Source organism: Cohnella sp. GCM10020058 (genome assembly GCF_042683485.1).
Taxonomy (GTDB): Bacteria; Bacillota; Bacilli; order Paenibacillales; family Paenibacillaceae; genus Cohnella.
The window spans coordinates 91756-107587 of sequence record NZ_JBHUJV010000010.1; the positions used below are offsets into that span (position 1 = coordinate 91756).

Sequence of the window (15832 nt, forward strand, 5' to 3'; positions counted from 1 at the left end):
ATGCGAACCGAACTGAAAACATTATCAAGCTGGGAGCTCGGTCCTTTCGTGAAGGCGGACGCGGCCAATCCTTGCCTGGAGCCGACCACGGACAGCTTCTTCCGCTGTACGATGCGCGGGGAAGAAGTTTGGTGGGAAGAGAAGGACGTATTCAACCCGGCTGCGATCGTCCATGACGGACGTGTTTGTCTGCTGTACAGGGCGGAAGACACCGTCGGCCAGCATGCCGGTACCTCGCGTATCGGCCTAGCCGAGAGCGAGGACGGGCTGCACTTCACCAAAGGCGCGGAGCCGGTGCTCTATCCCGGACCCGACGGGCTAGAGGCGCTGGAATGGGAAGGCGGCTGCGAGGATCCGCGCATCGTGATGGACGAGTCGGGAACCTATTACATCACTTACACGGCCTACAACGGAACCATTGCGATATTGTGCATCGCAACCTCAACCGACCTGAGGCGTTGGACCAAGCACGGTCCGGTATTCGGTCGGGCGATAGACGGGAAATACGCGAATTGGTGGTCCAAATCCGGCTCGATCATTACCCGTCGGGACGGCGATCGCCTCGTTGCCGCTAAGCTCCAAGGCAAGTACTGGATGTATTGGGGCGAGTCCGATATTTTCGCCGCGACGTCCGAGGATCTTATACATTGGACGCCCGTAGAGACGGAAGAGCCCGGGGAGAACGGGGAGGGTCAAGGTCTACTCTCGGTCATGAAGCCTCGCCCGCACCGGTTTGACAGCCTTCTGATCGAGCCGGGACCGCCGTCGATCTTGACCGACCGCGGCATCGTGCTCATTTACAATAGCAAAAACCATGCGGATGGCGGCGATCCCGGGTATGCGGTTCATGCCTATTGCGCCGGACAGGCGTTACTGGATCCGGCAAATCCGCTATCGATGCTGGATAGAGCCGAGGACCCGTTCTTGGTGCCGGACAAGGATTACGAGATCGACGGCCAGGTGAATCATGTGTGCTTCGCGGAAGGCCTGGTTTATCATCAAGGCCATTGGCTGCTCTATTATGGAACCGCGGATTCGAAAATCGCAGTCGCCCGCTGCCTGGCCGATCTGTAGTCGGACGGATCGTCCATTCATCCTTCATCGTCACGAAGAGTTGTCGGGAAAATTACTTGATATGATGCAAACGTATCGCATTTTATCCAATACGCACATGGAAGGGGTTGGTATTAAGATGGGACGCATGATTAAGCAGAGGAATAGAAAAAGGGCAATATCGCTTCTTCTTTCATTCGCCATGATCATATCCGCTCTGGCCGTTGCGCCTATTAGCGCGGCAGCTGGGGAAGCGACGCCAATCGCAATATCGGGCGACAGTCCTACCGTCATTAATCTGGCTACGCAAAATTCCGGGATGACGGAAGGCGGCTCGGATCGTCCTTGGGGTACGTCGCACTTAGGCGTCCAAACCGTTGAAAGCCAGACGTTTGTCGGCAATGTCGCACCCAATGACTATCTGCTTTTCGATATCAACGTGGACCAAGCGGGTACCTATAACCTGTCCGCCGACTACGCCTCCGGGAACAAGTCCGCCCCTTACGGAGCCAGCATCTACCTGGACGGCAGTCCGACCGCCGCTGCCGTCTTTACGAGCAACGCCGATACCGACGATCGTTGGGTGAACTTCACGGCCTTCCCCGGTCAACCGGTTCCGGTGACGCTGACCGCGGGCGCCCATCAGATCAAATACGTGTTCAACAACTACTACTTTAATGCGCGTTCCCTTACGCTCGCCCCGATCGCCGACGGCAGCGGAGATCCCGATGAAGGTAAAACCAATACCATTAACAAGTACGGATCGTCCACGATCTTCCTGGCGGGGGATTACAGCGACATCTATACGAAAAATATAATCGGTAAAACCGCGAACGGCGAACCCTATTTCTGGGCGCAATCGGGAGACTGGGGGCTTTACCGTATCGATGTGTTGGCGGATGGCGATTATCAATTGTCATTCGGGATTGCGACCGCTCAAACCGGTTCGTTGGACGTAAAAGTCTACATGGATGGAGATACGAACCCGCTCGCCGCGTTTTCCGGCAGCCACGACAGTACGGGGAACTGGGATGATTTTGTACCATTATCGACTACGAAAACGATCTCCTTGACAAAAGGCACCCATGAAATCAAGGTGAATTTTGGACCGACGGAAGGCTATAATGCCGGAACGCTGAAATTCACCCGTCTGAATGCCGAACCCGATATTTTGATTAATCAACACAGCACGACGGAGATCAGACTATGGGATCAATTCAGCGATTGGCAGGGACTTGACCTTTGGTCCGGCGATCCTACCTTCTTAAATAACGGCGATTCGGGCGACTATGCGTTATATGACATCAAAGTCGAGCAAGACGGCGTATACAGAATAACCCCGGATTACGCCACCAGCGTTGCTAATGATGCACCCAAGCTCAGTCTGTATTTGGATTCCGCGCAGATCGGCACCTTTTCCAACCATGAAGCAACCGATCCGAGCTGGCTCGATTTCCAACCGATGGAATCCAAAGACGTCGAATTAAAAGCAGGTTATTATGTACTCCAATTAAAATATGAATCCGGTCAGTTTAACACAAAGCATTTGAAATTCGAACCCATCAGACAAAGCGTGAAAATCAAGCCTTACGGCACTTCCGTCGTACAGCTGGCCGATGATTTGAAGTCGAAAACAAACGATATTGACGTAACGCCGGGCAGTCATATTTCTGCAAAACCCGGGAATTATGCCGTTTACGAAGTCGAAGTCGCAGAAGGAGGCAACTATTCGCCAACGCTTTATTACGCCTATAACGGTGTGAAACCGGACTTGAAGGCGCAGATCTACATTTTAAGCGGTAGTTCTGCAGATATAGACTTTGCCGATCTCGGCGAATCGGCAACGGCGTTCGAGACAAGCGCAGTCACGGGCGGATCGACGACTTTCCGTCCTGTCGCCGCCAAGGACAGCACGATCGGCTTAACGGCCGGAACCTATAGCTTCGTACTGGCGTTCAATGGGTCGACGGATGCGTTTAATGCTAGAAGTTTGGAATTCACCCGCGTCGGTATCGGAGAGCATCCGATAAGCGGCAGCGCGCCTACCGAGATCCATTTGGCCAAGGATTATGAGACCCTTAGTGTCGTTCAGGTCAAATCGGACGGAACCGCGCCTTACGATACATATATCGGAATCCCCGAGTTTGGAGATCGTTATGCGCTGTATAACGTTGAGATTCAGGAATCGGGCTGGTTTGATCTGGGGTTCTTGTACGATTCCGGCGATGCGCGGCTGAAGCAAACGAATATTTATTTGAGCGACGCGCTCAAAACGAGCTTTACCGGGAACCAGACCACAGCCGGCTGGGGAATTGTCGGCTCCTTTGACCCTGCCAATACGCATATCATCTATGCGCAGAAAGGTTCCTATCTATTAAAAGTGGCGTTTTTACATTGGGGATTAAATGCGCACTCCTTAATATTCACGCCCGTTCCCGAACCAAAATGGGTCAGCGGCATACAGCTTAATCAGGACCATGCCAATATGATGGTGGGATTCAACCTTCAACTCGAAGCTGAGCTCGCTCCCGCCGACGCAACCAATCAGTCGGTTGTCTGGAAAAGCTCGGACACGAGCGTCGCTACCGTTGACCCATCCGGAAAAGTCTACGCCGTAAGCCCCGGCCATGCGACGATTACCGCTACGGCCGCCGATAAAGGCAGATACGACGACCAGGTCTTTGCGGCAACGTCCGATATTACCGTAGAACAAAGGCCTTTCGTCGCAACGATCGAAAGCGCAAGCGGAAAAGTCGGCAACATCTTTGTCAACGCCGAAGCCTACGATTTGTCGCTTGAATTGCAAAACCGCACTGCCGCGCAGAAAGACGTCAACATCACGGCAACGGTAAAATCACAGGATCCGAATTGGATGGATCCGGTAACGCTGATCGACGACGAAAATAAAACCGTACTGCCGGGAGACGAAGGCAAAATCAAAATGGATCTGGATCTTTCGTCCATCATCAAATACGGCAATTTTGATGTGGACTTAAAGCTCGAATATGACGGCATCGTGCAGGAAACTTCATTCCCGTTCAGCCGCTCTTTATCGGTAACGTCCGACACGATCTCCAGCGACAGCATCATGGGCGTATGCACCCACTTTGCGCAGATTGGCTGGATGAGTAAAGAACAGCAGGACCAAATCATCAATAACAATCTGGACATCTTGCAAAAAGCGGGCATCAAATGGATTCGCGACGAAATGTACTGGTCCGAAAATCCAAAAGGCAACCTGATTATCGAGGACCTATGGAAAAGGTACGTAAAAGCGGCGAAGGACAGAGGGATTAACATCCTGCTCGTTCTCGGTTACGGCAACAGCCTCTACGATGCCGGTTATCCGCGTACGGACGAGGGGATTGCCGCCTATACAAGATACGCAGCCAATATCGCACAAACGTTCAAGGACGATATCCAATACTTCGAGGTTTGGAACGAGTGGAGCGGCGGCAGCTTGGGGTCGGCTTCAGGTCAGCCCGCGGAGCTGAAGTACCCGGAATATTACGTCAACCTGCTTGTTCCGACCGCAGAAGCTATTAAAGCCGTCAATCCGGACGCAAAAATCGTCGCCGGAGCGACGGTGGGCGGCGACTGGTCGTGGCTGAACGGCATGCTGAGAGGCAACGCCAAATATACCATGGCTCAGGTCTACGACCTGGTTGACGCAGTATCCATGCATCCGTACTCTTATCCGATGAGCCCCGAATTCCACACTTCGGATTTTGGAAGTGTCGTCGACAACGAGGATCGGGCAATCGGCGTCATGCAGGCGATCGTGACTGAACTCAAGGCGCAGGACGGAAAGGACAGAGCAGTAAAACCCGTATGGTTCACCGAAATAGGCTGGCCGACAAGCTTGAATTATAAGGGCTCCACGCAAGAAAGATCAGCCGCCTACCTCTCGAGGACGATCGCTTATGGAAAAGCGAATGCCGCACCGGGAAATACCGGACGAATCGGCGGAATCACCTTATACGATTTCATGGACGACGGCACGAATCCGAATAATGACGAAGAAGAATTCGGCATGATTAATTCCTATCAATACGATGAGATATCCCAAACCGTACCGTGGTCGGCAAAATCGGGGTATGTCGCGCTCAGCGCTTATAACGCGCTAGTTACGCCTGGCGAGTTTGTAGCGGATCGCTCCGGCGATTACGATAACGGCACGCTCGCAAACGATATTCCAAGCGCAAATGTATATGAATTCATGCGTCCGAACGGCAACCCACTGCTGATGCTGTGGACGAACGACGACCAATGGAAGTCGGGCGAGCTGCAAGCGCCGCCTACGCAGGAAATAAAGCTGGCCGCTGCAAGCGACAAAGTCATCCGATACGACATGTACGGCAACAGCGAAGAACTGCCGGTGACGGACGGGCACGTCACGCTAACCATCACCGAGCAGCCCACTTACCTGGAGTTTGAGTCGATTCCGTCAAATTCGACGCCAACGCCGACACCTACGGGTACACCGACGCCGACGGGTTCACCGACACCTACGCCTGCGGTTACGACCGGGCCTGCCAAAGATCCGGACAATGTTACGATTACAACGGTTACAGGTAAGCGCGTCACTTCGACCATAAGCGCTGAAGCGGTTGTAAACGACAAGGGGACGGCAACGATTGCGGTCGGCTACGCGGTAATCGAGGATGCCATCGGAAAAGCGGCTGCAGGAGCCGGTCAACTGAATGGCGCTGCCGGTTTTACGATCAAGCTTGATTTGACGGCGCCGGCGACAGCGAAAGCCGTCGAACTGGAATTAACGCAACAATCGCTGAACAAGCTTGTGGAAAGCAAATTCGATTCTTTGGTGATTGCAACGCCGCTGGGCACGATCACGTTCGATAAAAACGCCGTATCGCGCATTTCCAAGCAGGCAACAGGAGCCATTACCATTACGGCTGCTAAAGTGGACGCATCCACACTGTCGGCGGAAGTTCGGCAGAAGGTCGGGGACAGACCTGTCGTAAGCTTCGAGATCAATCACGGCGCGATTTCCGGCTTTGGATCGAATGCAACGTTAACCATTCCGTATACCTTGCAGGCCGGCGAAAAGCCCGATGCGATCGTTTCATACGATATCGATGCTGCAGGCAGCCTCGAAACCGTTAAGAACGGCAAGTATCATGCTGCAAACGGGACGCTGTCCTTCAAGACGCCTCACTTCTCGAATTATGCCGTGGGGTACAATCCGGTGGACTTCAAGGATGTGGCAAGCGGGGCATGGTATTACGATGCAATAACCTTTGTGGCGGCAAGAGGCATCACCAACGGCACAGGCAACGATCTTTTCGGAGCAAACGAAAATCTAACCAGAGCGCAAAGCCTGGTCATGATCATGAGGGCTTTCGGTATCGATGCCGATGAGGGGGCGGCAGACAACTTCAGCGATGCAGGCAGCGCCTACTACACAGGTTACCTTGCGGCAGCCAAACGATTGGGACTTGCCAATGGCTTGGGAGGCAACCGGTTTGCGCCGGATCGGCAGGTGACCAGGCAGGAAATGTTCACCCTGGTTTATAACACGCTGAACAGCCTTGGAGAACTGCCGGCCGAAAATGCGGCAAAGGATCTGAATGACTTTGCGGACGCGGCAGAGGTATCGAGCTTTGCCAATCCAGCCGCGACGGCGTTTGTAAAGTCGGGCGTCATCTCCGGAACCGACGGTAAGCTTCTGCCGACGCACGCCGCAAGCAGAGCTGAATTTGCCAAGATCCTTTACGAGATTATGACGGCCTTTAATTAAGAAAACCCTTTTATTTTATTATTTAACAATAAAAGCGATTTCATTTTAGTCGTTTAGAGCACACTTCTCCCCGGAATGCACATCGTTGTCCAGAAGTCTTCTTGATATGATTCATGCGTACCACGTTTTATAACATAAAAATTGGAGGGAATTAGAAATGAAGTGGCTCAAGACGGTCATCATTGCAGCTATTTTATTGGGGTACTCGGGAATCGGATCGTCATTCGTCCGTTCCGCGAGCGCCGAGGAGTCGGGAAACGCCGGATTCACGACCAATAATATTACGGATTACGATCAGAATTCCAATGTAGTAGCGCCTGGAACTTGGTCCTATTTGCAGATGCCGACAACGGAAACGGAATCTCCCGTACTGTTGAATAAAGGAAATGGCGATAAATTTGCTTCTGACGAATGGGCTGCGGATATAAACAATTCAAACCACGTATGGTTCGTCAAAGCAAATGGCCAAATCGGTTCGGATTGGAAGCCGATCGCGTTCAACTACACGGTCAGCGCAGATCAAGCAGGGAAAACGCTAAATGTTCACGGACATTATTCCGCTGCAGGCTCGGGTCAGTTTAGCATTCTACTTTCCAAAGATACGAATTCCGATGCAGTGGAAGGGCCCTACGAGACCTTGTTTGAATATGAGGGGAGCGGTACGGATTTTGATCTGAAGGTAACGGCCGAAGAAGGCAACGATATTGTATTCGTCAGCCGTGAACATCAGTATTGGTGGGAACCCTCTACGCTTAATGCAACCATCGACGAGGTGCAGGAGGAGCAAGTGGCGCAAGTTGCGGCGGATGTTCCTTCCGGAGAGATCGCCAAGAACGCGTCTGTTTCTCTGAGTTCAACAACCCAGGGAGCCACGATTTATTACACGAACGATAACACCGACCCGCTGACTTCCGCGACGAAATTGCAATATGCTAGCCCGATTCAAATCACCGAGGATACGGTGATTAAAGCCGTTGCCGTCAAAGACGGCTGGCTGCCTAGCGATCCGATCACGCTCACCTACACCCTTATCGTGGATGAGAATCCACCGACTGGCGTGAATCCGTCCACGAATAATGTAACCGATTTCAATTCAGGACCGAATGTCGTGAAGCCCGGAAAGTGGTCCTATCTGCAGATGCCAACAACAGAAACAGGATCTCCTGGGTTGCTGAGTAAAGGAAATGGCGATAAATTTGCTTCGGACGAATGGGCTGCGGACATCAACAATTCAAACCACGTATGGTTCGTCAAATCCAATGGCCAAATCGGCACGGACTGGAAGCCGATCGCGTTTAACTACACGGTTAGCGACGATCAGCTCGGGAAGCCGCTTAGGCTGCAGGGGAAATATTCGGCCAACCCATCCGGACATTTCAGAATTCTGCTATCCAAGGACACGAATCCCAATGCAGTGAGCGGACCGTATGAGACCTTGTTCGAATATACCGGCAACAATACAACGTTCAGACTAGAAACGGTAGTAGCGAGCGGCAACGATATCGTATTCGTGAGCGACAACCATCAATATTGGTGGGAGCCAAGTAAATTGGATGCAACGATCGTCACGGAAAACGTGCCTCAAGTTCAGGGAGTAACCAGCGATCCGGGTGCCGGCTCTATCCCTGCCGGCGTTCAGACGCCGATCAGTCTGTCCTCTTCTACGGAGGGGGCCACCATCTACTATACGACGGACAATACCGATCCTCTGAACTCCGAGACGAAGAAGGAATATACGGACGCTATTCGAATCAACCAAGATACCGTCATTAAAGCGGTTGCGGTCAAGGACGGAATGGAGCCAAGCGATATTTCCGCGCACAAGTTTATTGTCAAAGAGCAGTTCCGCAATTTCAATGGAATCAATCAAGGACCCGATGCGGATTTGATCGGAAATATGGCTTGGAATCGCTTTGATTTCTCGTGGGGAGGCATCGAGCCCGCCAAAGGGCAGATCAATCAGAACGAATTGAACGAGCTAAAACGCCGGGTTCTGGAAGCGAAAAACAACGGAATTACGATTATTCCCGTGCTTGCCTATACGGCCGGCTGGGCGGCTAACCGGTCGGGATATACCTATGAATATAACGGTTATACGTATGAGGTGGGCCCTGTACTATCCGAGCAAAATAACAACTTCAGACGTCAAGTCGTACAAAAAAACGCAAAAGGCGCAGTCGTCAGTACGACAACGAGGGATTTTGAAATCTCGAAAACGCCACCCGAGAATGTGGAAGATTGGAAGAAATTCGTTCAGCTTATCGTAACGACTTTCGGTGCGGCGCCGTATAATCTGGAATATTTCCAAGTATGGAACGAGGCTCATCCCGAATCCGGATTCTGGTGGGGCGGACTAGACCAGTATATGGATCTCATCCATCTTCCGGCAGCTCAAGTCATTCATGATGCAGGCAAGAAGGTCGTCTACGGCGGTTGGATCTGCGGCGCTCCGATCTACGATTATATTAGCTTGCTTGATCGCAAGGACGCATGGCAAACCGTCGATGTCTTCGATATGCATTACATGCCGCTCGAGGCGATTGATCAGTTGTATCGTGCGGCGGTTCAGCGCGGGATCGCGAATCCGGCCGTGTGGCAAACGGAACTCGGGTTCTCTCTGAATGACAAATTCGTCGCCGATACGTATCCGCGGGCTTTTTATTGGGCGTTAGATCATCAGTCTTCGAACCCCGATCAATTCAAGCTCTTTTATTTCGCCAACTGGGCTCCGAACGATCCTGCCGCGTACGGCTACAACCGTTCCTTGCATAGCGGCGATGGCCTATCGCCCAAGGGGAAGACGCTTGATATCCTAAGCAAGTTATTCAGAGGCACAGAAGTTACAACTTATTCGAACTTCACGACGGCACCGTACCTGAAACCGGAACTTAACGAGAATTTATCTTCCGCGGAAGGTTTTATGCTTGACGGCAAACGAGTGGTCGTGGCCGTTCATCTCAAGAACCAAGGCGATGCCAATATATTTACGGATTGGAACGGCACGGGAGACACGATTCACTTGGGCTTGGATACGTCAACCATTTCCGCCGAATTCAGTGGCATCGACGAGAATTGGACGGTGAAACGGGTCGATCTGTTCGGCAACGAGAAGCCATTGGCTTGGAACGACGCCAGTTCCGCAGGAAGCATGCAGGTTATTGTACCAATCAAGGATACGGATCCTGAAGTAGGCGCGATTAATGCGACCGGTAACGAAACGATCTTTTATATCGTTGCAGAGAATCCGAATTCTACTGCGCCGATGGATACGGTGAAACCAAGTTGGCCGGCTAATAGCCACGTGACGTCTTCCAACGTGAAGCAAACGGAGCTTACGTTAACTTGGACGCCTGCGGAAGACAATGTCGGCGTTGCAAACTATGAGATTAGCTGGGGCACAGGCCATATGAAATCCGTGACGAGCGCAGAGCTTACGACAACGATCACGGGCTTGACTGCGGCAACCGAATTTACGTTTACGGTGAAGGCTGTGGATGCAGCAGGCAATCGGAGCAATTCGGGTCCGAGCGCGATCGTTCGTACGTTGGAAGCCACTAGCGGTAACGAGGGCAATGAAACCCCGGGAAACAATAATCCAACTCCGAATACCTCTACCGGGGCGCCGACGACGGAGGGGGTAACCGATCCGAAAGTCGATCAAGACGGTAATTTTACGGTGGAAATCGCCAACGGAGCCCATACGGCGTCCATCCCGGCCAATCTGACCGTGAATGACGATCGCAAGATTAAGGTTGGCAATGCAACGGGTACGTTGGAGGTTCCCGGCAGCGTCATGAAGAAGCTTCAAGGTCTGTTAACAGCGAACGAATTGAAGGATGCTACGATTACTTTCTCTATGGTGCCGATTCCCGCATCCGATCGCTCTTCCTTGTTGGCTCATGCAAGCGAGTCGAGCAACGCCGCCGTAACGGCTGCCGGAGAAATCTATGATTTCTCGCTTTCTATTCGTTCTAAAGACGGACAGGAACGAAGCCTGACTCAGTTTGACGAGCCGATTACACTAACGCTCCAAGTAGATCCAACGGCATCGACGGATCTGCTAGGCATCTATTACATCGCGAACGATGGTTCGCTTACTTATGTAGGCGGCAAACGGGTCGACGGCAATCTGGTTGCTCAAGTTACGCATTTTAGCAAATATGCGATTCTGAGCTACGACAAATCGTTCGTCGATGTCGGGGCGACTTATTGGGCCTCGCATGTCATTAAGCAGATGGCAGCCAAGCACATTATACAAGGGATAAGCGATACCGAGTTTGCTCCCGGACGAAATATTACGCGTGCGGAGTTCACGGCTCTCATCGTTCGTGCCCTGAATCTCAAAGCCAAGGGAGCCGCGCCATTCAGCGATGTAAATGCTTCCGATTGGTTTGCAAGCGATATTGCGGCGGCGAACGAAGCGGGCATCGTGAACGGGGTCGGGGAGTTCTTGTTTAATCCGAACGCTTCGATCACTCGCGAAGAAATGGCCGTTATGCTCATTCATGCTTACGATTACGGCAAAGGCGTCGTATCTTCGAATGAAGCAGTCCATACGTTTGCCGATCGCGACCGGATTAGTCCGTGGGCGCAAGCGGCAGTCTCGGCAGCTCAGTCGCTTGGTTTCATTAACGGACGCGGCGATAATCAATTCGCGCCGAAGGGACTTGCCACGCGAGCGGAAACCGCGCAAGTGATTGCCAAGTTATTGGGGTTATAGAATCGGTCTAAGAGCGGCTTATGTCAATACCGATTAGGAGACAGAGGATGACCGTCAGATGGCAAGCGACGGTCATCCTCTTTCACTCCGGGGCAAGAAACCATTTGAGAATCGAAGGAGCGTTGTTTATGAAACGTATCGTAAAGCTGCGCGTGTGGAGGATATTGCTGGCTGTCATCGTTATGCTTGGGGGATTGGGGCTCGGCTGGCGCTCGATCGGCATCGGGGAAGCGTCGGCGTCCTCGGGGATCAAGGCTACGACGAATAACGTGACCAATTATAATTCGGCAACGAACGCGATCCAGCCGGGTAGATGGTCATATCTTCAGCTTCCGGCGAGCGGCTCTCCGACACTTCTGAGCAAAGGGGACGGCACAAAATTCGCCACGAACGAGTGGGCGCAGGATATCAATAATTCGAATCACGTGTGGTTCGTCAAGGCGAACGGCCAAATCGGCACGGACAACAAACAGATTGCCTATAATTTTACGATGGGCGACGATCAAGCAGGGAGAACACAGCGCGTTCACGGTGCGTATAATGCCGTCGGCTCCGGCCATTTCCAAATCCTCCTTTCTCAAGACACGTCCCCGAACGCCGTGAACGGACCGTACGTGACGTTATTGGATTACACCGGTACGAGCAAAGATTTCGACTTGAACGTCACGGTGGAAGCCGGGCAAGATCTGCTGTTCGTCAGCAGCGATCACCAGTATTGGTGGGAACCGGCTGCGCTCAACGCGACGGTGGATTCTCTGGTCAAAGTTTCGACAAACAATGTAACCGATTACAATTCCGCGACGAACGCGATAAAGCCCGGAAGCTGGTCCTACCTCCAGGTTCCAGGAAGCGGCACGCCGGGGCTCCTGAACAAAGGGAACGGCACGAAATTCGCCACGGACGAGTGGGCGCAGGATATCAATAACGCCAACCACGTCTGGTTCGTGAAGGCGAACGGCCAAATCGGCACGGACTACAATCAGATTGCCTACAATTACACGGCAAGCAACGACCAGGTCGGAGAAATGCTGCGCGTGCATGGCACCTATCAGGCTGTCGGTTCCGGCCGCTTCCAAATCCTGCTCTCCAAAGACGCGAACCCGAACGCCGTGAACGGTCCATACGATACGTTACTGGATTACACCGGCGCGAGCACCGATTTCGATTTCAATGTCACTTTGACAGCCGGGCAAGATATCCTGTTCGTCAGCAGCAATCACCAGTATTGGTGGGAACCGGCTACGCTCAACGCGACGGTGGATACGCTGATCAATCTGTCGACGAATAACATCGCCGATTACAATTCGGCAACGAACGCGATACAGGCGGGAAGGTGGTCCTACTTGCAAGTTCCCGCGAGCGGCGCTCCGGGTCTCTTGAGCAAAGGGGACGGCACGAAATTCGCCGCGGACGAGTGGGCGAAAGATATCAATAACACCAACCACGTCGGGTTCGTCAAGGCGAACGGCCAAATGGGCACGGACTACAATCAGATTGCCTATAATTACACGCCGAGCAACGATCAGGCCGGGAAAACGCTGCGCGTTCACGGTGCCTATCGTGCGGTCGGCTCCGGTCATCTCAAAATCCTGCTCTCCAAAGAATATAACCCGAACGCCGTGAACGGTCCGTACGATACGTTATTGGATTACACCGGAACGAGCAAAGATTTCGATTTGAACGTCACGGTGTATGCCGGGCAGGACATCCTGTTCGTCAGCAGCGATCACCAGTATTGGTGGGAACCGGCTACGCTCGACGCGACGGTGAATACACTGCTGACGACGGGCCCCGTAAACTTATCCGGGATCAGCAAGACGAATCCGGGCAACATATTTGCCGCGAACGAGTCGGTTTCCATCCCGCTCGTATTTAAGAACGACACGTCATCCTCCTATACCCTTAACGCGACATACGCCGTCAAGGATTGGAACGGACAGACCTCCAATAGCGGCAGTTTCGCGAAGACGATTGCGGCCCACGGGACAGCGACACAAACGATCGCTCCTTCCGTTTCGTTAAAGGGAACCTATTCGCTTGAAGTGACGGCTGTGTCGACTAATCCGTCGCTGACCCTGACCAAATCGATTCCTTTCAGCGTCGTCGCTCCTCTAAGCGGCAGCGTCGGAGACGGACTGTTCGGGGTGAACATGCACGCCGATCAAAGCAACAAGGGAGATAACACCATCAATATCGCCCTGGCGAAAAAGGCCGGCGTTCAATGGATCCGGGACACGATCGAATGGAGGAACGTGGAGCAGGTCCAGGGCGTCTACACGTTTCCGGCCAATTTGGAAGACGAAGTCAACCAGGCTAAAAGTGCCGGCATGCAGGTGCTGCTTGTTTTGTGTTACAGCAACGGCCTCTATCAAGCGGACGGAACGGCAACGCCGCACACGGCGGCGCAGTACACCGCGTTCGCGAATTACGCGGCGGCGGTGGCGCAGCACTTCGCGGGGAGAGTTAACCATTTCGAGGTGTGGAACGAGTGGAACGGGGGCATGGGCAATCCGGAACGGTACGGCCCGTCATATTATACGGACCTGCTCAAGGCCACGTATACCGCGGTCAAAGGCGCTAACCCGAACGCGATCATCATCGGCGGCGTGAACAGCACGGTCGACGAGAGCTTCATCGGCGGCATCTTGTCGAGCGGCGGATATAATTACATGGACTCCGTTTCCTATCATCCGTATGCGGACCCCAAAAGCGCCGAAGTCGGCAATGCGGGCTGGTACTCTATTCCCAGCTCCGTCGCAAGCGTAAACAAAACCTTTACGGATCAAGGCTATACGCCGAAAAAGATTTGGCTGTCCGAGTACGGATGGTCCACCTTTTCCGTCAACGGCTATAATATCGACGAGCCTCACCAGGCCGCTTACGAAGCCAGAGCGTTTGTAACCGGGATGGCCAACAGCCAGGCCGTCGGCGGCATCTCGAAAATGTTTGAGTACGACTTCCAGGACGACGGTACGGATCCGAACGATAAAGAGCTGCATTGGGGTCTGATCAGGAATTGGGCGTTCACTGAGGTGCCGTACTCGGCTAAACAATCTTATGTCTCGTATGCTGCGACAACCGCCATGCTGAAGGGGGCGGTTTACCAAAGTACCACCAATATCGACAGGGTTCGAATGATCAAATTTACGAGAGCAGCCGACAACAAGGATATCGTCGTACTGTTCAATCTGGACGATGCCAGCGTGCCGATCGGCATTCGCGGCGCAACGGCGGCTAATATGCAAGCCTACGATATGTTCGGCAATGCGATCGGGATACCAAGCACGCTAACGTATGCGCCCGTCTATCTGGTAGGCGCTCTAGGATCGTTTAATCCGGAAGAGGTTGCCGCGTCCAATTCGACAATCCTGGGAGATACGGCGGTGGAAAGCGGTTCGAGCAGCGCCAATTCCGGCAAGCTGTTCGCGGAGAAAGTATTCTTGGCGGGCGACGCATTCGTGAGAAGCCTGAGCCTATACGTAAAGACGGCTGCAGGGAACGTGCGGATGGGCGTTTACGCGGACAACGGCGGCGCTCCGGGTGCATTGGTCGCCTCCACGCCGGAATTCGCGCCGGCAGCAGGATGGAATACCGTCGCCGTATCGTCTCCGGCGCTGCTATCCGGCGGTACTTACTGGCTCGCCTACCAGCCAAGCAGCAACTCTCTTGCTGTTGCCTATGAAACCGCGTCGACGGGCATCACCCGCAACGCGACGCGAACTTACGGCGCGCTTCCTGCCGCATTCCCGACCAGCGCGGCCGTTGCGGGCAAACCGTCGCTCTACGCTACTTTCCATGCGCCAAGTCTAGTCAACAACGCCATCTACACCATCGAAGCCCTGAGTTCGCCGGGATTGCTATTGAACGTGGGCGGAACCGCCGATGGCAGTAAAACATCCCTCACGAACGAAGGCGCATGGTGGGGATCGGCGAACACGATGAAGTGGAAAGCGGTAAACGCAGGCTCCGGGTATTGGAAGTTTTACCCGCAAAGCTCGACGAACTTCGCGTTAAACGACAAAGGCGGGGCCGCTTCGGGAACGCAAACGCAAATCGGGACGGACGACGGCAGCGACGCGGTTTTGTGGAAATTGAAACTAACGCAAGAAGGGTATTACCAACTCTCGCCGAAAAATGCCGCAGGTCTGGCATTGGATGTTAGCGGCTCCGGTACTGCGAACGGTACGCCCGTACAAGTCTATACAATCAACGGATCGAATGCGCAAAAATGGAAATTCAACTTTTATTCCCTTTCCTAAGATCGCGCATGGAGCTGTAAGACGGTAACCCAAACGTCG

The 15832-nt window shown here is 53.2% G+C and carries 4 protein-coding genes; all 4 read left to right on the top strand.

Annotated elements, in window-relative coordinates; all coding sequences use genetic code 11:
• The 4 genes from ACFSR7_RS20450 (at position 1) to ACFSR7_RS20465 (ending at position 15793) form a co-directional block, all read left to right on the top strand.
• Positions 1-1074, top strand: a complete 1074-nt coding sequence (locus ACFSR7_RS20450) for a glycoside hydrolase family 130 protein (protein WP_378164800.1) — start codon at positions 1-3, stop codon at positions 1072-1074.
• Between the two features lie 118 nt (positions 1075-1192).
• Positions 1193-6814, top strand: coding sequence for a carbohydrate-binding protein (locus ACFSR7_RS20455; protein WP_378164801.1), 5622 nt, complete (start codon positions 1193-1195; stop codon positions 6812-6814).
• Positions 6815-6971: 157 nt separating this feature from the next.
• On the top strand, positions 6972-11534 hold the full coding sequence (locus ACFSR7_RS20460) for an S-layer homology domain-containing protein (RefSeq protein WP_378164802.1): 4563 nt from the start codon (positions 6972-6974) through the stop codon (positions 11532-11534).
• A 128-nt stretch (positions 11535-11662) separates the two neighbouring features.
• Complete coding sequence (locus ACFSR7_RS20465; RefSeq protein WP_378164803.1) at positions 11663-15793, top strand: RICIN domain-containing protein; 4131 nt, start codon at positions 11663-11665, stop codon at positions 15791-15793.
• Positions 15794-15832 lie beyond the last annotated feature (39 nt).

Excerpts from the sequence above, each read along its gene's own strand:
- ACFSR7_RS20465 (WP_378164803.1), top strand. The coding sequence starts at position 11,663 with ATGAAACGTATCGTAAAGCTGCGCGTGTGGAGGATATTGCTGGCTGTC.
- ACFSR7_RS20450 (WP_378164800.1), top strand. The coding sequence starts at position 1 with ATGCGAACCGAACTGAAAACATTATCAAGCTGGGAGCTCGGTCCTTTC.
- ACFSR7_RS20460 (WP_378164802.1), top strand. The coding sequence starts at position 6,972 with ATGAAGTGGCTCAAGACGGTCATCATTGCAGCTATTTTATTGGGGTAC.
- ACFSR7_RS20455 (WP_378164801.1), top strand. The coding sequence starts at position 1,193 with ATGGGACGCATGATTAAGCAGAGGAATAGAAAAAGGGCAATATCGCTT.